The sequence below is a fragment of the Halomonas sp. AOP43-A1-21 genome, from assembly GCF_052376775.1.
Taxonomy (GTDB): Bacteria; Pseudomonadota; Gammaproteobacteria; order Pseudomonadales; family Halomonadaceae; genus Vreelandella; species Vreelandella colorata.
This window is the reverse complement of the sequence record NZ_JBQSWC010000011.1, coordinates 1-21,433: the sequence shown is the minus strand read 5'-3', so window position 1 is coordinate 21,433 and position 21,433 is coordinate 1. Positions and strand designations below refer to the sequence as shown.

At 57.2% G+C, this 21,433-nt stretch carries 19 protein-coding genes; 8 read left to right on the top strand and 11 right to left on the bottom strand.

Annotated features, from left to right (window positions below; translation table 11 throughout):
- Positions 1 to 3: 3 nt before the first annotated feature.
- Genes ACT3R7_RS08110 through ACT3R7_RS08100 form a run of 3 tightly spaced genes read left to right on the top strand, consistent with a single transcriptional unit; the run spans position 4 to position 3,901 of the window.
- Positions 4 to 1,287, top strand: coding sequence for a TRAP transporter large permease (locus tag ACT3R7_RS08110; protein WP_417420771.1), 1,284 nt, complete (start codon positions 4 to 6; stop codon positions 1,285 to 1,287).
- 26 nt (positions 1,288 to 1,313) lie between these two features.
- Positions 1,314 to 2,312, top strand: coding sequence for an AraD1 family protein (araD1, locus tag ACT3R7_RS08105; protein ID WP_496198966.1), 999 nt, complete (start codon positions 1,314 to 1,316; stop codon positions 2,310 to 2,312).
- A gap of 11 nt (positions 2,313 to 2,323) precedes the next feature.
- Positions 2,324 to 3,901 carry an aldehyde dehydrogenase (NADP(+)) gene (locus ACT3R7_RS08100; RefSeq protein WP_496198965.1) on the top strand — a complete coding sequence of 526 codons (1,578 nt, stop codon included), beginning with the start codon at positions 2,324 to 2,326 and terminating at the stop codon, positions 3,899 to 3,901.
- An 11-nt stretch (positions 3,902 to 3,912) separates the two neighbouring features.
- Here ACT3R7_RS08100 and nanR read toward each other — a convergent pair whose 3' ends face one another.
- The 5 genes from nanR to ACT3R7_RS08075 form a co-directional block, all read right to left on the bottom strand.
- Positions 3,913 to 4,635 (bottom strand): transcriptional regulator NanR, encoded by a 723-nt coding sequence (gene nanR, locus ACT3R7_RS08095; RefSeq protein WP_192538146.1) that lies wholly within the window; start codon positions 4,633 to 4,635, stop codon positions 3,913 to 3,915.
- A 76-nt stretch (positions 4,636 to 4,711) separates the two neighbouring features.
- Positions 4,712 to 5,788: an Ldh family oxidoreductase gene (locus ACT3R7_RS08090; protein WP_192538145.1), complete on the bottom strand. Its 1,077-nt coding sequence runs from the start codon at positions 5,786 to 5,788 to the stop codon at positions 4,712 to 4,714.
- Positions 5,789 to 5,843: 55 nt separating this feature from the next.
- Positions 5,844 to 7,223: a TRAP transporter large permease gene (locus ACT3R7_RS08085; RefSeq protein ID WP_225736159.1), complete on the bottom strand. Its 1,380-nt coding sequence runs from the start codon at positions 7,221 to 7,223 to the stop codon at positions 5,844 to 5,846.
- A 42-nt stretch (positions 7,224 to 7,265) separates the two neighbouring features.
- Positions 7,266 to 7,808 (bottom strand): TRAP transporter small permease, encoded by a 543-nt coding sequence (locus ACT3R7_RS08080; RefSeq protein WP_192538144.1) that lies wholly within the window; start codon positions 7,806 to 7,808, stop codon positions 7,266 to 7,268.
- A gap of 57 nt (positions 7,809 to 7,865) precedes the next feature.
- Positions 7,866 to 8,867 carry a sialic acid TRAP transporter substrate-binding protein SiaP gene (locus tag ACT3R7_RS08075; protein ID WP_192538143.1) on the bottom strand — a complete coding sequence of 334 codons (1,002 nt, stop codon included), beginning with the start codon at positions 8,865 to 8,867 and terminating at the stop codon, positions 7,866 to 7,868.
- Positions 8,868 to 9,194: 327 nt separating this feature from the next.
- On the opposite strand from ACT3R7_RS08075, the gene ACT3R7_RS08070 reads away from it, so the two are divergent.
- From ACT3R7_RS08070 to ACT3R7_RS08060, 3 genes are read left to right on the top strand one after another with little or no spacing between them, the layout of a single operon-like run.
- Positions 9,195 to 10,358 carry a fumarylacetoacetate hydrolase family protein gene (locus tag ACT3R7_RS08070; RefSeq protein WP_496198964.1) on the top strand — a complete coding sequence of 388 codons (1,164 nt, stop codon included), beginning with the start codon at positions 9,195 to 9,197 and terminating at the stop codon, positions 10,356 to 10,358.
- Positions 10,359 to 10,393: 35 nt separating this feature from the next.
- Positions 10,394 to 11,698, top strand: a complete 1,305-nt coding sequence (locus ACT3R7_RS08065; RefSeq protein WP_193091538.1) for an L-fuconate dehydratase — start codon at positions 10,394 to 10,396, stop codon at positions 11,696 to 11,698.
- On the top strand, positions 11,695 to 13,122 hold the full coding sequence (locus tag ACT3R7_RS08060) for an FAD-binding oxidoreductase (protein WP_193091537.1): 1,428 nt from the start codon (positions 11,695 to 11,697) through the stop codon (positions 13,120 to 13,122). The genes ACT3R7_RS08065 and ACT3R7_RS08060 overlap by 4 nt, the downstream gene beginning before the upstream one ends.
- Before the next feature lie 78 nt (positions 13,123 to 13,200).
- Here ACT3R7_RS08060 and ACT3R7_RS08055 read toward each other — a convergent pair whose 3' ends face one another.
- The 4 genes from ACT3R7_RS08055 to ACT3R7_RS08040 form a co-directional block, all read right to left on the bottom strand.
- Positions 13,201 to 14,496 carry a TRAP transporter large permease gene (locus ACT3R7_RS08055; protein ID WP_193091536.1) on the bottom strand — a complete coding sequence of 432 codons (1,296 nt, stop codon included), beginning with the start codon at positions 14,494 to 14,496 and terminating at the stop codon, positions 13,201 to 13,203.
- A complete protein-coding gene (locus ACT3R7_RS08050; RefSeq protein WP_193091535.1) occupies positions 14,493 to 15,032 on the bottom strand; it encodes a TRAP transporter small permease in 540 nt (179 codons plus the stop codon). The genes ACT3R7_RS08055 and ACT3R7_RS08050 overlap by 4 nt, the downstream gene beginning before the upstream one ends.
- Before the next feature lie 57 nt (positions 15,033 to 15,089).
- Positions 15,090 to 16,076 carry a TRAP transporter substrate-binding protein gene (locus ACT3R7_RS08045; RefSeq protein WP_193091534.1) on the bottom strand — a complete coding sequence of 329 codons (987 nt, stop codon included), beginning with the start codon at positions 16,074 to 16,076 and terminating at the stop codon, positions 15,090 to 15,092.
- A gap of 299 nt (positions 16,077 to 16,375) precedes the next feature.
- Positions 16,376 to 17,278 carry a LysR family transcriptional regulator gene (locus tag ACT3R7_RS08040; protein ID WP_193091533.1) on the bottom strand — a complete coding sequence of 301 codons (903 nt, stop codon included), beginning with the start codon at positions 17,276 to 17,278 and terminating at the stop codon, positions 16,376 to 16,378.
- 150 nt (positions 17,279 to 17,428) lie between these two features.
- On the opposite strand from ACT3R7_RS08040, the gene ACT3R7_RS08035 reads away from it, so the two are divergent.
- A complete protein-coding gene (locus ACT3R7_RS08035; protein WP_018917143.1) occupies positions 17,429 to 18,634 on the top strand; it encodes a CaiB/BaiF CoA transferase family protein in 1,206 nt (401 codons plus the stop codon).
- Between the two features lie 10 nt (positions 18,635 to 18,644).
- Positions 18,645 to 19,586, top strand: coding sequence for a hydroxymethylglutaryl-CoA lyase (locus ACT3R7_RS08030; RefSeq protein ID WP_193091532.1), 942 nt, complete (start codon positions 18,645 to 18,647; stop codon positions 19,584 to 19,586).
- 9 nt (positions 19,587 to 19,595) lie between these two features.
- On the opposite strand, the gene ACT3R7_RS08025 is transcribed toward ACT3R7_RS08030, so the two are convergent.
- Together ACT3R7_RS08025 and ACT3R7_RS08020 are read right to left on the bottom strand one after the other, a co-directional pair.
- Positions 19,596 to 21,041, bottom strand: coding sequence for an aldehyde dehydrogenase family protein (locus ACT3R7_RS08025; protein WP_193091531.1), 1,446 nt, complete (start codon positions 21,039 to 21,041; stop codon positions 19,596 to 19,598).
- A 9-nt stretch (positions 21,042 to 21,050) separates the two neighbouring features.
- Positions 21,051 to 21,433 (bottom strand): thiamine pyrophosphate-dependent enzyme (locus ACT3R7_RS08020; RefSeq protein ID WP_496198963.1); only part of this gene is annotated, 383 nt, incomplete at its 5' end.

The following is a 21,433-nucleotide window of genomic DNA, read 5'->3' as shown; positions in this document are numbered from 1 at the left end:
ACCATGCTATGGATTTTTCTAGGCATTCTGTTCGCCTCGCTGGCCTTGGGCCTACCCATCGCCTTTGGTTTGGGCGTTGCGGCCGTGGTGATGGCGCTACTTTCGGATATTCCTCTGTCCATCATGATTGAGCAGTCAATCCGTGGAGTAAACAGCTTCCCCCTGTTGGCCATACCGTTCTTTATCCTAGTAGGCGAAGTAATGAGCAACGGCGGCATTGCCCGCCGCTTAATGGAGCTTGCCGGGGCGCTGGTGGGCTTCGTACGCGGTGGCCTTGGCCAGGTCGCGATTACCGGTTCCATGTTCTTTGGCGGGATTAGCGGTTCTGCCGTAGCCGATACTGCTGCGACCGGCGCGATGATGATCCCGTCCATGACCAAGCAAGGCTATACCGCTCCGCAAGCCACAGCGATCAATACGGTCTCCTCGGTCATCGGCATTATTATCCCGCCCTCTATACCGCTTATTTTATTCGGCATCGTGACCGAAACCTCGATTAGCCGTTTGTTTATCGCCGGTATCGTACCGGGAGTATTGATTGGCTTCGGGCTGATGGCCACGACCTTCATTATGGCCACCATCGGCCATGCCGGGCAGACCCGCAAGTTCCGTTTTGATGTGCTGTGGCAGGCGTTCAAGGCGGCCTGGCTTGCCCTGGTGCTGCCGGTAATCGTTATCGGTGGGATTATCGGCGGCGTATTTACCGCCACTGAGGCCGCCGTTGCCGCGCTGCTCTACTCACTGTTTATCTCGCTGGTGGTCTACCGCGAATTCCACATCCGCGAGCTGTGGGGCATGTTGATTCGTACCGCGCGATTAACCGGGATGGTCTTGCTTCTGCTGGCGTTTGCCACCGTCATCGCCTGGTTTTTGACCATTAACATGGTGCCGCAAACGCTGGTTACCCAGGTCCAGGCAATCACCCAGGACCCCTTCTTACTGCTATTGATCGTGGCGGGTTTACTGCTACTCGTAGGGTTTGTGATGGATTTAACCCCCGCCATGGTAATCATGGCGCCGATGCTAACGCCTATCGTTACCTCGGTGGGCGTTGACCCGGTCTACTTTGGCGTACTCATGGCGTTCATCCTGGGTATCGGCCTTTTAACACCGCCGGTGGGCACCTGCCTGTACGTTGGCTGTGGCGTCGGCAAGGTCTCCATGGAACAACTGGTCAAGGCCATGCTGCCCTACTACGCTGCCCTACTGGTGGTACTGGTTATCTTGATAGCCTTCCCCGGCATTGTGACGTGGCTACCTGATCTCACCGCTGTGCGCGGCAACTAATCACCGACATTATATAAGGAAATCATATGCGCTTGATCCAGTACCTCGACCAGAACCAAGTCCACGTCGCTCTGGTGGAGGATGCTCAGACCGTACGTCCCATCACGATCGAAGGCGGCACTTATGCATTGGCCAAGGCCGCTATCGCTGCTGGGGAGTCGCTTGAGCAAACCATTAAATCGCGGCTTAGCGACGCCCAGGTTGATTACCAGGCGTTGATCGACGAGCAGCGCCTGTTGCCGCCGCTTACCCACTCCGACCCTGCCCACTGCCTGGTAACCGGCACCGGCCTCACCCATTTGGGCAGCGCCGACACCCGGTCCGCCATGCATGCCAAAACCCAGGTGGCCGAGGAGGAGCTGACCGATTCGATGCGTATGTTCAAACTCGGCGTCGAGGGCGGAAAGCCTTTAGATAACACTGAAGGGTCTCAGCCGGAGTGGTTCTATAAAGGCGATGGCGACTGCATCGTCGCGCCGGAAGCAGATATGCCATCTCCCGCGTTTGCCCAGGATGCCGGTGAAGAGCCCGAGCTTGCCGGGCTGTATATTGTCGCTGATGATGGCACGCCGTGGCGGATCGGCTACGCTGTAGGCAATGAGTTTTCCGACCACGTTACCGAGCGTTTTAACTACCTGTGGCTGGCGCACTCCAAGCTGCGCGCCTGCAGCATCGGGCCTGAACTTTTGGTCGGCGAGCTTCCCGCACACCTTGAAGGCACCAGCCGCATCGTGCGCGATGGCCAAACGCTGTGGGAAAAGCCGTTTTTAACCGGTGAAGCCAATATGGCCCACAGCCTCGCCAACCTTGAGTACCACCATTTCAAATACCCCGGCTTCCGCCGCCCAGGCGATATCCACATTCACTTCTTCGGCACCGCTACGCTTAGCTTTGCCGACCAGATCCAAACCCGCAATGGCGACCGTTTCGAGATTACGCTTAACGACTTTGGCCGCCCGCTACGTAACACGCTACGTATGCCAACCAATCACGAGCACGAGAAAACCACCATCAACGCGCTTTAACAGGAGGCTACATGACACTGCAAGGCACACTGCTTATCGGTCAACAGGCCGTCACCGGTTCTCAAGCCGATATTGTTGCCGTCAACCCCGCCACCGGCGAAACGCTGCCGCCGCGCTATCCCGGTGGCAGCCGCGCTGAGGTTGAGAAAGCCTGCCAGCTTGCCGAGACGGCATTCAACCAGTACCGCGAAACGTCCCTTGAAGCGCGCGCTCACTTCCTGGAAACCATTGCCGATGAGATTGAGGCAATTGGTGCTGACCTTACCCAACGTGGTGTGGCGGAAACCGGCCTGCCTGAAGCACGCCTTGAAGGCGAGCGTGGCCGGACCTGCGGCCAGCTACGACTGTTCGCCTCGGTGGTACGCGCAGGCGAATGGCTGGATTTACGCTTTGATCCGGCGCAGCCTGAGCGCCAGCCCATGCCGCGTGCCGATTTACGCCAGCGCCATATTCCTCTCGGCCCCGTGGCCGTATTTGGCGCCAGCAACTTCCCGCTGGCCTTCAGCGTTGCCGGGGGCGATACCGCCTCGGCACTCGCGGCGGGCTGTCCGGTAGTGGTCAAGGGGCATTCTGCCCACCCCGGCACTTCTGAGCTGGTAGGACGCGCGATTCAACGCGCCGCGGCCAAGTGCAAAATGCCAGAAGGGGTCTTTTCGCTGCTGTTCGGTTCAGGCCGTGATATTGGCCAGGCGCTTGTCTCGGACCCGCGTATTAAAGCGGTCGGCTTTACCGGCTCGCGTAGCGGCGGCATGGCCTTGATGGCGACGGCTCAAGCCCGCCCCGAGCCGATTCCCGTTTATGCAGAGATGAGCAGCATTAATCCGGTATTCCTGTTCCCCGAGGCACTGAAAGCCCGTGGTGCGAAAATTGCCGAAGGCTTTGTGGCCTCGCTGAATATGGGCGCAGGCCAGTTCTGCACCAACCCAGGCTTGGTGATTGGTCTTAAAGGTGCCGATCTGGATGCGTTTGTTACTGCGGCCGGAGAAGCGGTTAAAGCCAGCGGCGCCCAAACGATGCTGACGCCCGGCATTCATGAAGCGTACCAAAGTGGCGTATCGGCGCTGTCGGGCCAGCCAAGCGTCAAGGAGATTGCGCGCGGCCAAGCGGGCGACGGCCCGCATAGCTGTCAACCAGGCCTGTTTGTGGCTAGCGCCCAGGATTTTCTGACCGACGACGCCCTACAAGGCGAAATTTTTGGCGCGGCCTCGCTGGTCATTGAGTGCGCCGACGCGCAGGAGATGCAGCGTGTCGCAGAGCAGATCGAAGGCCAGTTGACCATTACCCTGCAAATGGACGATAGCGACCTGGAGGCCGCCAAGGCGTTGCTGCCGACACTTGAACAGCGCGCCGGCCGCCTCCTGGCCAATGGCTGGCCTACCGGGGTTGAAGTGGGTCACGCCATGGTGCATGGCGGGCCTTTCCCGGCAACGTCTGATAGCCGCACTACGTCCGTCGGCAGCGCTGCGATTTATCGCTTCCTGCGCCCAGTGTGCTATCAGGACCTGCCTGCTGGCTTACTGCCTGAAGCATTGCGCGACGATAACCCGTTTAACGTTTCGCGACTGGTCGATGGCAAGCGAGAGGGCTAGCCCCGACAACGCTAAGAAGCATCCGATAGGCGTTTTTTAAGCTGCCTATAGGTGCCGTAGTGACGGTCGAGGTGGCGCCGCATGGCCGCCTCGGCCGCATCGGGGTCGCGGGACTCGATAGCTTCGATGATTTCAGTATGAGCAGCAGTGGCCGCCTTATCCTCATCCTTTTGCTGTAATACCAACGCGCGTCGATCATCTAGCCATTCAGAAAGCGCCACGTGAATAGCATCAAAGATCGGGTTACGGCCAATACTCGCCAATACGCCATGAAAGTCGTTATCGGAGCGCTTGAAACGAGCCTCATCACCAATAGCATCACAGTTGGCTGACAGCGCATCGCGCAATCGCGCTAAATCCTCATCGCTTGCGTGGCGCGCAGCATGTCGCGCCAGCGATATCTCGAACATCGCCCGCGCTTCCTGAAAATACTGCTGCCCATCAGGCTTGGAAAGCAATTGTCGGGTAACGCCAGAAAGCCTCGCCATGACGGCTTCGGCGGTAGGTCGGATCACCCTGGCACGCGTACCGCTGTTGATCGCGATTAGCCCAAGCTGCTGCAAATGGAACAGCGCTTCACGCACGGCGGGCCTGCCCACACCAAACTGCTCCATCAATTCCCGTTCTGAAGGCAATTGATCATTTTCGCTTAGCCGCCCCTCAAGAATCTCCGCCTCGAGCTGTTCGGCGACCTGCTCAGACAGCGTTTTACGCTCGATCCGGTATCTGCTCATAGGCAGTTACTCCTGGTTAACCTGGAATTCACCGCCACTTTACTGCATTTCCCGTTGCGATCCTTCAACTGTACCTTCAATCGAGTCGAGATAGCGGCGCTAGCTGGTACTGCTTGGCGATCTCTGCATAGGCCGACTGATTGGCAGAATCCAGTGGAATGCCGTCTGCATCGCGCTGCGCCTGACAGCGCCATTCACGATCACCTGGCGCCATTACCCGCGCGTCTGGTGTAGCAGGCTGGGCCCGGAGATCCGCTAAATATTCAGCCAGCCCGCGTGCAAAAGTGCCTTCTTCCACAAACGCATCGGGTTTCATCGCTAAAAAGAAATGCCCTACGCCCCGTGGCGTCGACATATCCGGCCCGACCATGGGTAAAAGTTTGAAGCCGTGCTGCATTCCCGAGAGCATCGAACTAAGTATCTCGACCATGCCACCCAGCCCTGCGCCTTTAAACCCAAAGCTACTGCCTCCTAACGGTAGCAATGCGGCAACCTCGCCAGGTACGCGGCTCACTTTACCTTCAGCATTAGCAGCAACCTGGTCCGGCAGCTCGCGACCAATCGCCCCGAACTGCCGCACGCGATTCCAGGGAATCGAGCTGGTCGCCATATCCAACAGGTACGGTGCGCTTCCTGCCACCGGTGCCGCAAAGGCGATGGGGTTAGTACCGTGAAAGGGTTTGGCTCCGTCATGGAGCAGCACGAACGGATCCGAGTTACAGAACGCCATGCCCAGGAAGCCCTTTTCGGCCGCCGCCAACGCATAGCACCCCGCTGCGCCAAAGTGCGATGAGTTTCCAACCGCCACAGCCCCCATTCCCACTTCCCCGGCCATCGCCATAGCATGCTCGATGGCGGTGTAACCTGCCAGGTGGCCTAGCCCATCATCGGCATCTAAAAAGCCCGTTGCCGCCAAGCGCTGGTGAAACACCATGTCAGGCGCGCCGTTGATACGTCCACCTTCAAGTGCCTGTAAATAATGCGGCAATAGACGCAGCCCATGGCTATCGGTGCCCATCCGTGAAGCGGTTACCAACGCGCGGCTCACGGCATCGGCAGATGCTTGATTGGCACCGGCTGCGGCAAGGGCCGCTTGCATAAAGCGCGTTAAATCCTCACGGGTAACGCGAAAATCCAATGACGTATCGGTCATCAAACAATACTCCAAAGCTTAATATTGTTGTTAACGGCTAATCAGCCGGTCGTGCTCAACGGTATATCAGCGTGGGAAGCCACATGGAAATAGCCGGAATAAAGGTCACTAATAACAAGCAGATCACCAGGGGAATCAGAAACGGAATGGTTCCTCGCATGCAGCGCTCAAAGCTGACATTGGATACTCGGGAAAGTACGTAGAGCACCATGCCCACCGGTGGCGTCAACAGACCAATCATCAGGTTGAGCACCATGATTACCCCAAAGTGAACGGGATCGACACCCACGGCCACCGCCATGGGCAACAGGACCGGCACCAAGATGGTGATCGCGGCGATGGTTTCCATAAAGCAGCCGACAATGATGAGTACAATGTTGGCCATCATCAGTACGGCGAGTTTGCTATCGGCAAACGGCCCCATTAGAGCAATCACGTTCTGGGTGACTTGGTTACTGGTGAGTATCCAGGCAAATATTGATGCGGAAGAGACAATCAACAAAATGACCGCGGTTGTCTCGATGGTTTCCATACTTACTTTTAATAGCTTACGCCAGGTCAGGGTGCGGTAAACCACGACACCCAGTATCAGCGCATAGAACACCGCAGCGACCGCCGCCTCGGTAGGGGTAAATGCGCCGGTAATAATACCGCCCACGATAATAACGGGCGTCATCAGTGATAGGAAAGCCCGCTTAAAGGTATGCCCAAGTACGCGCATCGAAAATACCGCGTCACGCTGATAGCCCCGGCGGCGCGAGATGATAAAGATCATCAGCATTAACATCACCCCCATTAACAGCCCAGGAATTAATCCGGCTGCAAACAGTTGGCCCACAGAGGCTGATGCCATAACGCCGTAAATGACCATGGGTAAACTAGGCGGGATAATCGGCCCGATGGTGGATGAGGCCGCGGTAATACCCACCGCAAATTCCTCATCGTAGCCCGCATCTTTCATCGCTTTGACTTCAATCATGCCAAGGCCACCGGCATCCGCCACGGCCGCCCCTGACATTCCAGAAAACACGATACTGGCGCCCACGTTCACATGCCCCAGCCCACCGCGCATCCAGCCCATCAGGGCCTTGGCAAAATTGAAGATCCGCTCCGTGATGCCGCCGTTATTCATCAGGCTGCCAGCAAAGATAAAAAACGGAATGGCTAAGAGTGGAAAGCTGTCGATGCCGTTGATCATGCGGTGCGCTATGACGATGTTGGGCACTTGGCCTGTGATTAGTACAAACATCAGGCAGGCGCCCGCCAAGCTAACCGCAATGGGAACCCCGAGCACCAACATTGTGAATAACGCAAAAAACAAGAAGCCGAGGTGATAACCCATCAGCGGTAATATTACGCAACCCAGCACGGCCAGTGCCGAAAGCAGTGGCGACACTAACGGTTTTTGCCAGCGCATCATGGAAATTCGGGACATAGCAGGCCTCTCGATAAAAATGGCGTGACGGGAAACCACTTTTCAAACGACATCGGTACGATCCCGGTACTTCAGATAAAGCCGCTGGATGGTACGTAGCGCCATCAATACAAACGCCGCACAAACCGTGAAATAGATGATGCTCTTGGGCAGGTCGACCGACACCATCAGGCTATTGGTGCGTGATGCCAGCTGATAGGCGATCCACGCCATCACTATATAAAAGCCAAGGCTTACCAGACCCACCAAGCGCTCCAGTAAGCGTGCCTGCCACTCCGGCATGTAATGGTAGAAGAACTCCACCATGATGTGGCTGCCGTTGCGGGCGGCCATTACGCTGCCCAAAAAGCCAACCCCGATCAGCAGATAACGGGCAATTTCCTCGGTCCAGCCGATAGAGCTGCCCAGCACATAGCGGCTAAAAAACTGAGTGAATACCACTAGAATAAGTGCCCAGAACAGCGTCAGGGTCACGAAGTCTTCAATTCGATAATCACTCAGTTTAAAGGGGGAATCGTCGAAGGCGGATTCAAAATCCACCATCGGATCAATGCTGGGCGGTGCATCTTCGCGTGCGTCACTCATGGCACAATACTCCAGACACTTCGCTAAAAAGTTAGCGAAGTGCTCGCTGAGGTTGGATTATTGGCCGATAGCCTGTAGGCGATCGTAGATTTCCTGATCCCAGGTGGCGGCATTGCCGTTATGAGCGGGTACAACGGCCTCCCGGAAGATGTCGCGATCCACTTCGTTGATGGTATTACCCTGCTCCTCAAACCAGGCGACCAACTCTTCCTCAGCCTGCAGGATATCTTGGGTGTTGTTCTCAGCGGCTTCCTGGAATACCTCGCGGAATATTTCCTGATCCTCTTCACTCAGCTGGTTCCAGCGCGGCCCGCCTACGATCGTGATCAGCGAGTCGGTAATATGGCCGGTCAGGTTGATGTAATCCTGTACCTCATGAAACGCCTTGGCGCGGATGGTTGGCAGCGGATTTTCCTGTGCGTCGACCACGCCTTGCTGCAGGGCCAGGTAGACTTCATCGAAAGCAATCGGGGTGGGGTTAGCGCCTACAGCGTTAGGCATCATCATGTACATCGGGGCGTTGGGCACACGTATCTTGAGACCTGCCATATCCTCGGGTGTATTGACCGGTGTATTCGACGTTACATGGCGTTCGCCATAATAATTGAGCGCCAGTGGCACGTTACCGGTGGCATCCTGGTAGCCCTGGGCAATTTCCTGGAACAGGTCACTGTCAGCAAAGGCCTGCCAGTGATCAAAATCACGGAACATATACGCAGCCCCCGCAATGCCGATTGGCCCATAACCGCGGCCAGCAAACTGCGTGCCGGTATAAATGACATCCACCGTGCCTAGCCCAAGCCCTTCGTTAATGTCTTCTTCTTTACCCAAAGAAGAGGCTGCGTATACCTGCATGGTGTAACGACCCTCGGTACGCTCTTCAATTTCATCTGCCGCCCACAGCGCCCATTTATGGAAGGGTTCTGACGTTTCATAAACGTGGGCAAAGCGCAGGTTCTCGGCGGCCTGTACAGCACCGGCCACACTGATACCTGCAGTAATTAGCGTAGCGGTTAACAGGCGAGACATGGCTAGGTGGTATTGGCTTTTGTAGCGCATCTTATTTTCCTCACAACCATTGGATTTATTGTTGGTTATTTGCGAGTAGCACTTGCGAATAGCAATAGCGGATGTAACCGACCATCTTGCTGTATACGTATCATACCAGCAGTTTAAAACCTAGCTGGTGGCCTTCAATTGCGCAACTACCTTCATCTAAACAGATTTGCCTATCGACCCGAAATGTAGCGGTGCGCTAGAGTAAGTTATGCTCTGGTATACCTGTCATACAGAACAACATCTATAACAACCGTCTATAACAACCATCTGTAACAACATAGGCGACACGGTATCAACGGCCGGTCGCCTGAACATCAGGAGGCGCTCATGCAACCACTATCTCTGACCGATACCCTTCCCACCGACCTGGATAACGCCCTGCTTGTGGGCCGCGTATGGCTGGATGGCACACACCCGGGCCCCGCATTGGTTACGGTGCACGAAGGCAACGTCATCGATATTACAGAGTTTGGCCCCACCATGGCTGACCTGCTGGAGCGTGACGATGTGCTGGAGGTAGTGCGACGCGCAGAGGGTGCATCGATGGGCAGCATCGAGACGCTGCTGGCGAATTCCCAACAGGCTCAACCACAAGCGCCCTACCTGCTCGCCCCATGCGATGTTCAGGCTGTTAAAGCCTGTGGCGTCACCTTCGCCGTCAGCTTACTTGAGCGGGTAATTGAAGAGCAGGCAGGCGGCGACCCGGCGAAAGCCGTTGCCCTGCGCGATGACCTGCAGGCGCTGATTGGCACCGATCTTTCCAAGATTGCCCCCGGGTCTGAAGAAGCCATGGCGCTAAAAACAGCGCTTCAGGCGCGCGGTGGCTGGTCGCAGTATATGGAAGTGGGTATTGGCCCCGATGCGGAAGTGTTTACCAAAGCCCAGCCGCTTTCTTCGGTAGGCTTTGGAGCATCAGTAGGATTGCATGCGTCTTCACAGTGGAATAACCCCGAGCCCGAAATCGTGCTGGCCGTGGACAGCCGCGGTCAGGTACGCGGCGCCACCCTGGGCAATGATGTCAACTTGCGCGACGTTGAAGGGCGCAGCGCCCTACTGCTTGGCAAGGCGAAAGATAACAATGCTTCCTGCTCGATCGGCCCGTTTATTCGCCTGTTTGATGATCACTTTACTATCGATAGCGTGCGCAACTGCCAGGTCTCGTTGCGTATCGAAGGCGAAGACGACGACTTTTTGCTTCAAGGTGAAAGCGATATGCGCGAGATCAGCCGCGACCCGCTGGATCTGGTAAGTCAAACCATCGGTGACCATCACCAATACCCTGATGGTTTCATGCTGTTTTTGGGCACGATGTTCTCACCCATCAAAGACCGTGATGGCAAAGGCCAGGGCTTTACCCATCATCTCGGTGATCGCGTGACCATTTCCACTCCAGCCTTGGGTTCCCTGGTTAACCCGGTGGGCAGAAGCGATCAGCTGCCGCCCTGGACCTACGGCATTCGCGAACTGATGCGTCACTTGGCCCGCCGCTGATCTTCACTGCCTGAATCACACCCTAGGAGAATGCAATGACAACAATTACACACATTGAGATCCAGGATATCCGTTTCCCCACCTCGCGCTCGCTCGATGGCTCGGATGCCATGAATGCTGCACCCGATTACTCAGCCACCTATGTCATTCTGCATACCGATGACGAAAGCCCGGAAGGTCATGGTTTAACCTTTACCATTGGCCGGGGTAACGAGATTGTGGTCACTGCCGTGCACTCCCTGGCGCCGCTGATCGAGGGGCGCACGCTTTCCTCGATTATCGACAATATTGGCACGTTCTGGCGTGAGCTTACCGGCGACAGTCAGCTGCGCTGGATTGGCCCCGATAAAGGTGCGATTCACTTGGCCACCGCCGCTATCGTCAACGCCGTGTGGGATATGTGGGCAAAGCGTGAAGGCAAGCCAGTATGGAAGCTGCTGGTGGATATGACTCCGGAGCAGCTGGTGCGCTGCCTTGATTTCCGCTTTGTCACCGATGCGCTAACGCCTGAAGAAGCAATTTGCCTGCTGCGCCGCCAGGCTCCCGGTAAAGCGGCGCGTGAAGCCGAAATGCGCCGCGATGGCTACCCCGGCTACACCACTTCCGCAGGCTGGCTTGGCTACAGCGATGAAAAAGTGCGCAGCCTGGCCCGGGAAGCGTTAGCAGAGGGCTGGACTCACTTTAAGCAGAAGATTGGCGGCGATATTGAAGAAGATGCCCGCCGTGCAGCGCTACTGCGAGAAGTGATCGGCTGGGACAACGTGCTGATGATGGACGCCAACCAGGTGTGGGAGGTCGACGAAACCGTCGCCAAGATGCGTCGCCTGGCCGAGTTTGACCCACTGTGGATCGAAGAACCCACCAGCCCCGACGATATTCTGGGTCACTCGGAGATCCGCCACCGCGTCGCGCCTATCGGGGTCGCCACCGGCGAACACTGCCACAACAAAGTGATGTTCAAGCAGTTCTTCCAGGCGGACGCCATTGACTACTGCCAGCTGGACGCTGCCCGCCTGGGTGGCCTCAATGAAGTGATTCTAGTCGTGCTGATGGCCGCCAAGTTCGGCGTACCGGTTTGCCCACATGGCGGCGGCGTTGGGTTGTGCGAATACACCCAGCACATCTCGCTGTTTGACTACATCGCCGTATCCGGCGAGCTTGAAGGGCGTGTGCTTGAGTATGTGGATCATCTCCACGAGCACTTTATTGACCCGGTAGTGATCAACCATGGCCGCTATCAGGTACCTGAGGCACCGGGCTACAGCATTGCCATGCATGCCGAGTCCCAGGCACAGCATCGCTATCCAGAGGGTGCTGCTTGGCAGGAAGCGGACCAATGACAGACACTAATACCTTTCTAAATGAACTCACCAGCCTGCTTGGCGAGCGAGGCCTGCTGCGCTCGCCAGATGCCATGGTGCGCTACGTCAGCGACTGGGCGGGCGATACACTGGGCATGCCACTGGCCGTAGCACGCCCGGCAGATACAACAGAAGTCGCCGAGGTTGTCAGGCGCTGCTACGCACAAGGTATCGCGATGACGCCCCAGGGCGGTCATAGCGGTCTGGTGGCAGGCGCCCTGCCCGCCGCAAACGGTCAGGAACTGGTGATTAGCCTGGAGCGCATGAATAGTGTGCGCGCCATTGATCCGATCAATTTCACCATCACGGTGGATGCGGGCTGTATCCTTGAAAACGTCAAGCTGGCAGCCTTTGAGCATGACTGCGAGTTTCCGCTTTCGCTCGGCGCCCAGGGCAGCTGCCAGATTGGCGGCAATATCGCCACCAACGCAGGCGGGCTCAACGTGCTGCGTTACGGCATGATGCGCGAACTGGTGCTTGGCCTTGAGGTCGTGCTGCCGGATGGGCGCGTGCTGGATAGCCTGAATGCTCTGCATAAGGACAACCGCGGTTACGACCTTCAACAGCTGTTTCTGGGTAGTGAAGGCACGCTGGGAATCGTCACGAGTGCTGTACTCAAACTCTCGCCGCGGCCTACCCAGAACCGCACCGCCCTGCTCGGCCTGCCCTCAGTACAGGCGGTGATCGACCTATATGGTTTAGCACGACGCGACTGCTGCGACTTGCTGACGGCTTTCGAGCTCATTCCCCGCCGCTGCATTGAGCTTGCGATAGAGGCAACGCCCGAGCTACGCGACCCGCTGGAAGGCGCTTACCCCTGGTATGTATTGATGGAAGTGGCGGCTACGGGGCGGGTGGATCTAGGCGCCATGCTGGAGCAACTGCTGGAAACCGGTATGGCGCGTGAGCTGGTGCTTGACGGGGCGCTGGCATCAAGCGAGACCCAGTCCACGCAGCTGTGGCAGTTTCGTGAAAGCATGCTGGAAGGTCAGAGGCGACGCGGCGAGCACTTACGTACCGATATCTCGATACCTATCTCAGCCATTCCTGACTTTGTCACTCGCGCCAGCGAAGTAGTAATGAGCGCTTCCCCCGAATGCGAGATTATTGCTTATGGGCACGTGGGCGATGGCAACCTGCACTTCAATATCCTGCCGCCCACTGCGCTTCCTGACGGAGATAAAAAAGCCCATCTGCACGCCCTGGAAGAGCAGCTTTTTGACGTGCTCGATGAGTTTCATGGCAGCATCAGCGCTGAACACGGCATCGGGCGCACCAAGCAGGCGGCCTACCTGGCACGGTTATCGCCTATCGAGCGGGAGTTGATCAGCGGGGTTAAAAACCTGTTCGACCCGAAAGGGCTAATGAATCCGGGGCGTATTCTGCCTACCCCTTCTACCTAAAAGCATCCACCGTAAACGTACACCGCCCCGCAGGTTAACCCTGCGGGGCGGTGTACGTTTATCGATATTCACAATCTTTTAGTAGCCCATCACCCCAGGCAGCCAGGTGGCCAATCCTGGCACAGCAATCAACAATAAAATCGTCGCTATAATAGGCAGCAAAAACGGCAGCACCGCTTTGACCACCTGGCCGTAACGCAGCCGGGTAATGCCCACCATCATGAACAGCACCGTGCCGAACGGCGGCGTGATCACCCCAACCGACAGGGTAATCACCATCACGATACCGAAATGCACCGGATCCAAGCCTGCACTCAACGCCGCAGGCACCACGATAGGGGTAAAGATCAGGATGCTTTCAATCACCGACATAAAACAGCCAATCAGCAAAAAGAACAGCGCAAAGCAGATCAGCAGTACAATAGTAGGCATATCGACACTGGCCACCTGACCGGCCAACGCCTGCGGAATGCCCATACGCACCAGAATCCAGCCATAGAAGCTTGATACCGCAATGATCAGCAGAATGACCGCGCTGAACATCAGCGTACGCCGAAACGCATCGTACAGGTTCTTCAAGCTCAGATCGCGATAGATTACCCCACCTAATATCACCGCATACAGCGAGGCAATTGCGCCTGCTTCGGTGGGAGTGAAGAAGCCTCCCCAAATACCGCCAACGATGATCGCCGGCATCATCAAGGGTAAAATGGCCCGCTTGCCGGTTCGTACAACCTCACCTGAATCAAACGGCACGGGAGCAGGCATTACAACTTTCCCCGTAGCGCCAAGTAAAACGGTCATGCCCATGAGCAACAGCGCCATTAAAATACCCGGCACAAGCCCCGCCATGAAGAGCCCACCGATGCTTACATTGGCAAGCCAACCGTAAACCACCAGCGCAATACTCGGTGGCAGGATTGGGCCAACGACACTCGAAGCCGCGGTAATCCCGGTCGTATAGTCGAGCGCGTAGCCACGCTCCTTCATCGCCTTGATTTCGATACTGCCAAGTCCGGCGGCATCAGCCACCGCAGTGCCGGACATGGTGGCAAAGATGGAGCTCGCCACCACGTTGGCGTGACCCAACCCGCCTTTGGTACAGCCCACCAGAGCCGTTGCAAAATCAAATATCCGAGTCGTGGTCGACCCCAGGTTCATGATGTTGGCCGCCAGGATAAACAACGGAATCGCCATCAAGGTAAAGTTGTTAAGCGTTTGCACCATGCGCAGTGAAAGCAGCTCAACCGGCAAGCCGCCGGCCCCGGTTACCGCCAGCGCAATAAACGAGGTGACCCCGATCGACACCACCACGGGCAGGCCGATCATCATCAAGAACAGCAGCCCGCCGACGAATATCGCAAGTTCCATCATGGCGTTATTTCCTCGTGCTCGGGTTTATTCAACCACGTGACGGGGCCACGCAAGGTTTGCCAGGTGGCAATCAGCGCCATGGCAACAAAACTGAATAACAAGCCGTAATAGAGATAGGAGAAGCTGATACTCAACGAGACCGTTTTATTGTTGGCGCTCATATCGGACATGATCCAGGCGCCCCAGCTGGCCAGCGCAAAAAAACCGACCGAGATAATAGCCGTCAGCCGATACTGCACCTGATGGCCCAGCGCACTCAGCCGATGACTAAACAGATCCACAACCAAGTGGTCGCTGCGTACCCAGGCGGAGATCGAGCCGAAACCAATGGCGTAAATGGCCATCAGCGAAACGACTTCCTCGCTCCAGGGCATGCCCCAGTTGAGCAGATCGCGGGCAATCACGGCGGTCACGATCAAGCCTAAAATGCCGACCAGTAGCGCCACACCCACGGCATCGCATAGGCGGGTGACATAGCGCAGGACATAAAAAGCCAAACGATCGGCTCCGTTTGCGGGTGGCAGTGCTCCATCCACAAGATAACTCCTTACCTAAGACGGTGGCGGCATCACAATGCCGCCACCTGATGATGATCAGTCGCTTACTTGGCTTGCGCTGATTGCGTCGTCGCGTACACCGTCGGCCATTTCTGAAAGCACACGATCAATGGCGGGCATGGCCGCTTCGCGGAAGGCTTCAATATCGGGCTCAACCACCGTCATACCCTCTTCCTGAAGAGCAGTCAGGTAGAAATCATCCAGTTCGCGCTCTTGCTCGGTGCCATAGGCGCGTGCGACATCAATCGCCTCAGAAATCAGCGTCTGATCCTCTTCCTCCAAGCCGTCCCACCAGCGCGCGCTGGCAACCCAGCTCCAGGGGAACTGCACGTGGCTGGTGGTAATGAGGTAGTCCTGCACTTCCCACAGGCGCCTCGTGTAGGGCGAAGAGAGCGAATTCTCATGACCGTCGACCTGACGGGTCTGCATGGCGAGATAGATTTCTGGCGCGGGCACGTTCACCACCTGCGCGCCCAGTTCTTCCCAAACCGCTAGCCAGATCGGCAATGAAGGCAGGCGTAGACGGAAGCCCTGTAAATCCTCAGGCGTATGGATCTCTTTATTAGCCGTCATATGACGCGGGCCACGATGCTGAACACCTAGAAACTTGAGGCCGCCCTGCTGTTCTGCCCGCTCGATTAGGGTTTGACCCGATGGACTATCGATATAGCTATCCACCTCATCCCAGGTCGTGAACAGGAAGGGCACGGTAATGGCGTCGTACTCCGGCGCGTATTGCTGGCGCCAGTTACCCCCGGTAAGTGAAAGCTGAGTCTGGCCCAGATTGAGCAGCTCCAGTACGGAATCTTCACCGCCCAAGGAGCCCGCCAGGAAAGGCCGCACGTTGAAGCGCCCCGGCGCCTGCTCTTCCAGGTACTCCGCAAAGCGTTCGACCGCCGCGCTTTCAGAGCCGCCTTCACTCATGGTGTTGTTAACTTGAATTTCAATCGGGTTGGCCAGCGCGAAGGGAGCAACCGCTAAAATGCCTAACGCAGTCAGCGTGGCAAGCAGTGATTTTTGCATGAGATGTTCTCTCTCAATTTGTCGTTATAGGCAGGAGGTTACGATGTTGTCCATATCGATCTTGAAACAAGCCGCCGATACGCTCAAATCGACGTTCGAGAAGGCAGACTTCGTTAAATACGATGGTTAGAGAACCCATGATAGCGGGCGTTTGCGGGCTTCAACGAATCAGCATACGACTAAAGATTAAGAAGCACCGCCAGCTGTTAGCCAGGTTTACGCAACGGCTAGCCTGTAAGGAAGGACTCAGCACATCAACGAGCTTTCTCCAAACGCGAAACCTAACGGTGTGCGCCGTGTTAACAAGGCGTTGCCTCAGCCTTAACCAAGTGATCCACTAAATGACGGGCAGTGGCCGGTAGCGTGGCGTAGCGGCGCATACCGATCACCAGCTCACGCTGCGCCCAGGGGTCACTAAGCGGAATGCTTTTTAACTCCAGATCGCCCAGTTCACGATAGATGGTTTGTTCAGGCAGTATGCCCACGCCCATCCCGTGATGAATCATGCGGCAAATGGCATCGAAGCTACGCACCTGAATACGCATCCGCAGTGCCTTGTCAGCAATATTGGCTTGCTCGTGCAGCAGCGCTTGCAGCGAGGCATCCTGCTGGAGGCCGATAAAATCGAAGTCGAGCGCTTCATTAAAGGCAATGCTTTCACGCGTGGCGAGCGGATGGCTGCCAGGCGTCACCAACACCAGACGATCATGCCGGTAAGAAAGCTTCTGAAGGTCAGGTGCCGCGACATGCCCCGCGAAGATGCCGATATCGGTCAATCCATCGCGCACGGCGGCCACAATTTCACTACTTACCCGTTCCTGAAGGTCAATTTTGATATCGGGGTAATGGCGCGAGAAGGTGCTGAGATCCTGGGGGAGAAACGCAATAATGGCCGAGGTGTTGGAGTGGATACGCACATGGCCGCGCACTCCTTCACCATATTCGCTCAGTTCCGCTTCCAGGCGCTCGATATTATCCATAATGCGCCGCGCATGGTGCAGAAATGCCTGACCTGCGGGGGTTAGCTCAACGCCTCTGGGACGACGATACAGCAGTGTTGCCCCCACTAATGCCTCAAGGTCGCTAATCCGTTTGCTTACCGCAGCAAGCGCCAGATGCTCACGCGCGGCGGCGGCGGTGAGACGCCCTTCGTCGGCCACAGAAATAAACAGTTTAAGGGTGACAAAGTCGAAGCGGCGCATGGTGATATCTCTTAACTAACGGTCTGCCCATGCTAGCGTATACCTTCGCAAGCCACGAACCCTTTGTTGCCCATTGCCTAATTGTCGCCTCTAAACAGCTACCCCATGCTGGCGCTCACCGCGAATAACGATAAGTAGAGGAGAGCCTTAATGAATGCTCCTGAAGCACGCAAGCTTCCCTTACAGGGCCTAAAGGTGCTTGAGCTAGGCCAACTGATTGCCGGCCCCTTCGCCACCAAGCTGCTGGGTGAATTTGGCGCTGACGTAATCAAGATTGAGCCCCCCGGCACCGGCGACCCGCTTCGCAAATGGCGAATGATCGAAGACGGCACCTCGCTCTGGTGGCACGTGCAGACCCGTAACAAGCGCTCAGTAGCGCTGGATTTACGCAGCGAAGAGGGCCAGGCCCTGGTGCGCCAGCTTGCCGCCGAGGCAGACGTGGTCGTGGAGAATTTTCGCCCCGGCACGCTGGAAAGTTGGGGGCTGGGTTGGGAAGCGTTATCTACCCTCAACCCACGGCTGATCATGGTGCATATTTCAGGTTACGGGCAAACCGGCCCCTACCGCGATAAGCCTGGCTTTGGCGTGATTGGCGAGGCAATGGGCGGGCTGCGCTACCTTACCGGCCAGCCGGATGAGCCATCCGTGCGCGTAGGTGTCAGCATCGGCGACTCGCTTTCCGCGCTCTACGCGGTGATCGGCACCTTGCTGGCCCTTCAGGAGCGCAACCGAAGCGGCCTGGGCCAGGAGATCGACGTCGCGCTTTATGAGTCGGTGTTTGCCATGATGGAAAGCCTGCTGCCGGAATTTGATGCCAGCGGCCAAATCCGTGAGCCCAGCGGCAGCGCCCTTCCCGGCATTACGCCATCCAACGCCTATCGCTGCCTGAACGGCGACTATGTGCTTATCGCAGGCAATGGTGACAGCATCTTCAAGCGCTTGATGGGCGTGATTGGCCGCGAAGATTTAGCCAATGACCCCGCGCTTGCCCATAACGATGGGCGCAGCCAGCAAGCCGCCATGATCGATGCAGCCATTGAAGCCTGGACGCTAGAGCGCCCGCGCGATGCCATTCTACAGGCCCTGGACGATGCCCGGGTGCCCGCTGGCTACCCCTACACTGCTGAAGATATCGCCGTTGACCCCCACTACCTGGCGCGGGAGATGATCCAAACCTTTACCCGCCCCAATGGCCAGCCGCTCAAAGTGCCCGGCGTACTGCCCAAGCTGAGCGCCACGCCCGGGCGTCTGGGCAATGGCGGTCCGAGCCTCGGTCAGCATACCGACGACGTATTGGACGAGCTGGGGATAGATCAGGAAACCCGCACCAAACTGCGCCAAGCAGGCATCATTTAAGGAGTTTGTTATGAGCCAGTTATCACCATGCCCTTTGAAAATCGAAATCAATGAAGTCGCCCCGCGTGACGGCCTGCAAATCGAGGCGCGTTTTGTACTCACACAGGACAAGATCCGCTGGATTGACGCGCTCTCCACCACGGGCCTCAAGCGCATCGAAGCGACGTCGTTTACCTCCCCCAAGGCGATTCCTAACCTGCGCGATGCTGCCGACGTTGTTACCGGCATTCAGCGCCGGGAAGGTGTGGACATCACCGTGCTGGTACCCAACGTAAAAGGTGCCGAACGCGCGCTTGCCTGCAACGTTGATGAGATCAACCTGGTGATGTCGGCAAGCGATAGCCATGGCCTGGCCAACCTGCGCATGACGCCCGAGCAATCCCTCGAGCAGTTCGCGGCTATTTTGGACGTGACTCAGGGCAGCGGCGTGTTTATCAACGCCTCACTCTCAACCACGTTTGGTTGCCCCTTTGAAGGCGAAGTGCCCGAAGCGCGGGTGCTGGAACTGATTGAAAAGCTGATTGCGCTGGGCATCCAGGGTGTCACGCTGTGCGACACCACCGGCATGGCCAACCCGGCCCAGGTCAAACGCCTTTGTGAAGCGGTGCTTGAACGCTGGCCCGAAACGCCGTTTACCCTGCATTTTCACAACACCCGCGGCATGGGGCTGGCCAATGCTCTGGCAGCCTGGCAGGCAGGCATTAGCCGCTTTGACTCAGCGCTCGGTGGCCTGGGCGGCTGCCCCTTTGCCCCCGGCGCCACCGGCAACGTATGCACCGAGGATCTAGTACATATGTTTGAAGCCATGGGCGTGGACACCGGCGTTGATCTGGATGCCCTGCTGGACGTCGCCGCCGCCCTCCCCGAACTTATCGGCCATGAGGTGCCCGGACAGGTGGTGAAAGCGGGTAAATCTACCCGGCGTTATCCGATGCCAAACGCCCGTGCCTGAACATAGAGCCTACGCAGGTCCCACTACGTGCTTCACCTCAAGGTAAGCGCTTAACCCCCAAGGACCGAGTTCGCGGCCGATGCCACTTTGCTTGAAACCGCCCCAGGCGGTTTCGGGCAGTACCAGCTGTTCGCTGTTGTACCAGATGCTTCCCGCCTTGAGCTTCTTGCCAATACGCTTTGCCCGCTCGGCATCACCACTAATTACCGTGGCTGCCAAGCCATAGGCACTATCATTGGCGAGTGTAATAGCCTCTTCTTCACTGGTAACGCTGCGTGCGCAGAGTACGGGGCCGAAGATCTCCTCCTGCCATAGGCGGCTCTCGACCGGTACGTCGCGGTAAAGCGTCGGCGCTAGAAAGTAACCTTGGTCAGGCAGCGTGCGGTGTTGCCTATCGCGTACCGCGGTTAGCCCTTCCTCTACCGCAGTGTCCAAATAACGTTGCACCGCGTCGCGCTGCTTGGCACTGGTCAGCGGGCCAAGATCAGTGCCCTCGACCAGCGGGTCGCCTAGGGTTAAAGCATCCATACGCTCGGCGAGCGCTGCATAGAGCGCTTCGGCGACGTTTTCGTGAACCAGTAAACGTGAAGTTGCGGAGCATATCTGCCCGGCGTTGAAGTAAATACCCGCCATTACCCAATCAGCGGCTTGGTCGGGGTCGGCATCTTCCATCACGATAATCGGTGATTTTCCACCGAGTTCCAGGGATACGCTGGCGGTGCGAGCGCTGGCGGCGTGCATGACCGCCTCGCCCACCCGGTTGCTGCCGGTAAAGGAAATTTTATCCACGCCTGGATGATTCGTTAGCGGTACGCCGATGCCTTCGCCGTCACCGTTAAGTAGGTTCAAGACACCAGCAGGCAGACCAATTTCCAACGCGATCTCAGCCAGCGCCTGCTCGGGCAACGGCACCACCTCTGAAGGTTTCAAGATGACCGTACAGCCAGCGGCTAACGCAGGTGCGAGCTTCCAGGCGCTGGTGACCAAGGGAAAATTCCACGGAGTAATCAGCCCGACCACGCCCACAGGATCATGGTAAGTGCGTGCTTCAACACCCTCCATTTCTACATCTACTCGCTCGCCTTGGCGGGCGTCCAGCGCGTTTGCCCGCTTGGCGTAATAGCGGTAACAGGCAATCGCATCTTCCAAGTCGATTCCGGCTTCCGCTAACGGCTTACCGTTATTAGTCGCTGAAAGGGTGATTAACGACGCTCGACGGGCTTCCAGTGCATCGGCAAACCCTTCTAGATACTTTGCACGTGCGGCACCACCCAGCGATTGCCAAGCAGGCTGCGCCTGTTGGGCAGCGTGCACCGCTGCATCGACATCGGCCTCATCCCCAGCGGTTACTTGGGCAATACGCTCTTCACGGTAGGGGTTCATCACGTCGAGCAGGCAGGTGCCCTTGGAAGCAACCCACTGATTATTTATAAACTGCTGTTTGAGTAGCTGCATGGAAATGTCCTAGTCAGAAATCGCACGCTGCCAGGCAGCGGCATCTATTTCGATCAGTAGTGGTCCGTTGGGTACGCGGTCAATTAAGGCCTGGACAAGCTCGGCAGGGCTTTCTACCAGTACGCCAGGGCAACCAAAACCTTCAGCCAGGGTGAGAAAGTTAGGCGCCTGAATATCCACGCCTAGACGCGCCACGCCATTGGCGTCCATATAGCGGCGAATCTCTTCGTAACCGGCGTTGTGCCACAGCACGATCACTACCGGGAGGCGCTCTTCTACGGCGGTTGCAAGTTCTGAGAGGGTAAACATCACCCCGCCGTCTCCCACTAGCGCTATCACCGGCAAATCAGCTCTCGCTAGCTGTGCACCTAATGCGGCAGGCAACCCGTACC

Coding starts and splice junctions, on each gene's coding strand:
- ACT3R7_RS08110 (WP_417420771.1), top strand. CDS start 4: ATGCTATGGATTTTTCTAGGCATTCTGTTCGCCTCGCTGGCCTTGGGC.
- araD1 (WP_496198966.1), top strand. CDS start 1,314: ATGCGCTTGATCCAGTACCTCGACCAGAACCAAGTCCACGTCGCTCTG.
- ACT3R7_RS08100 (WP_496198965.1), top strand. CDS start 2,324: ATGACACTGCAAGGCACACTGCTTATCGGTCAACAGGCCGTCACCGGT.
- nanR (WP_192538146.1), bottom strand. CDS start 4,635: ATGAGCAGATACCGGATCGAGCGTAAAACGCTGTCTGAGCAGGTCGCC.
- ACT3R7_RS08090 (WP_192538145.1), bottom strand. CDS start 5,788: ATGACCGATACGTCATTGGATTTTCGCGTTACCCGTGAGGATTTAACG.
- ACT3R7_RS08085 (WP_225736159.1), bottom strand. CDS start 7,223: ATGTCCCGAATTTCCATGATGCGCTGGCAAAAACCGTTAGTGTCGCCA.
- ACT3R7_RS08080 (WP_192538144.1), bottom strand. CDS start 7,808: ATGAGTGACGCACGCGAAGATGCACCGCCCAGCATTGATCCGATGGTG.
- ACT3R7_RS08075 (WP_192538143.1), bottom strand. CDS start 8,867: ATGCGCTACAAAAGCCAATACCACCTAGCCATGTCTCGCCTGTTAACC.
- ACT3R7_RS08070 (WP_496198964.1), top strand. CDS start 9,195: ATGCAACCACTATCTCTGACCGATACCCTTCCCACCGACCTGGATAAC.
- ACT3R7_RS08065 (WP_193091538.1), top strand. CDS start 10,394: ATGACAACAATTACACACATTGAGATCCAGGATATCCGTTTCCCCACC.
- ACT3R7_RS08060 (WP_193091537.1), top strand. CDS start 11,695: ATGACAGACACTAATACCTTTCTAAATGAACTCACCAGCCTGCTTGGC.
- ACT3R7_RS08055 (WP_193091536.1), bottom strand. CDS start 14,496: ATGATGGAACTTGCGATATTCGTCGGCGGGCTGCTGTTCTTGATGATG.
- ACT3R7_RS08045 (WP_193091534.1), bottom strand. CDS start 16,076: ATGCAAAAATCACTGCTTGCCACGCTGACTGCGTTAGGCATTTTAGCG.
- ACT3R7_RS08040 (WP_193091533.1), bottom strand. CDS start 17,278: ATGCGCCGCTTCGACTTTGTCACCCTTAAACTGTTTATTTCTGTGGCC.
- ACT3R7_RS08035 (WP_018917143.1), top strand. CDS start 17,429: ATGAATGCTCCTGAAGCACGCAAGCTTCCCTTACAGGGCCTAAAGGTG.
- ACT3R7_RS08030 (WP_193091532.1), top strand. CDS start 18,645: ATGAGCCAGTTATCACCATGCCCTTTGAAAATCGAAATCAATGAAGTC.
- ACT3R7_RS08025 (WP_193091531.1), bottom strand. CDS start 21,041: ATGCAGCTACTCAAACAGCAGTTTATAAATAATCAGTGGGTTGCTTCC.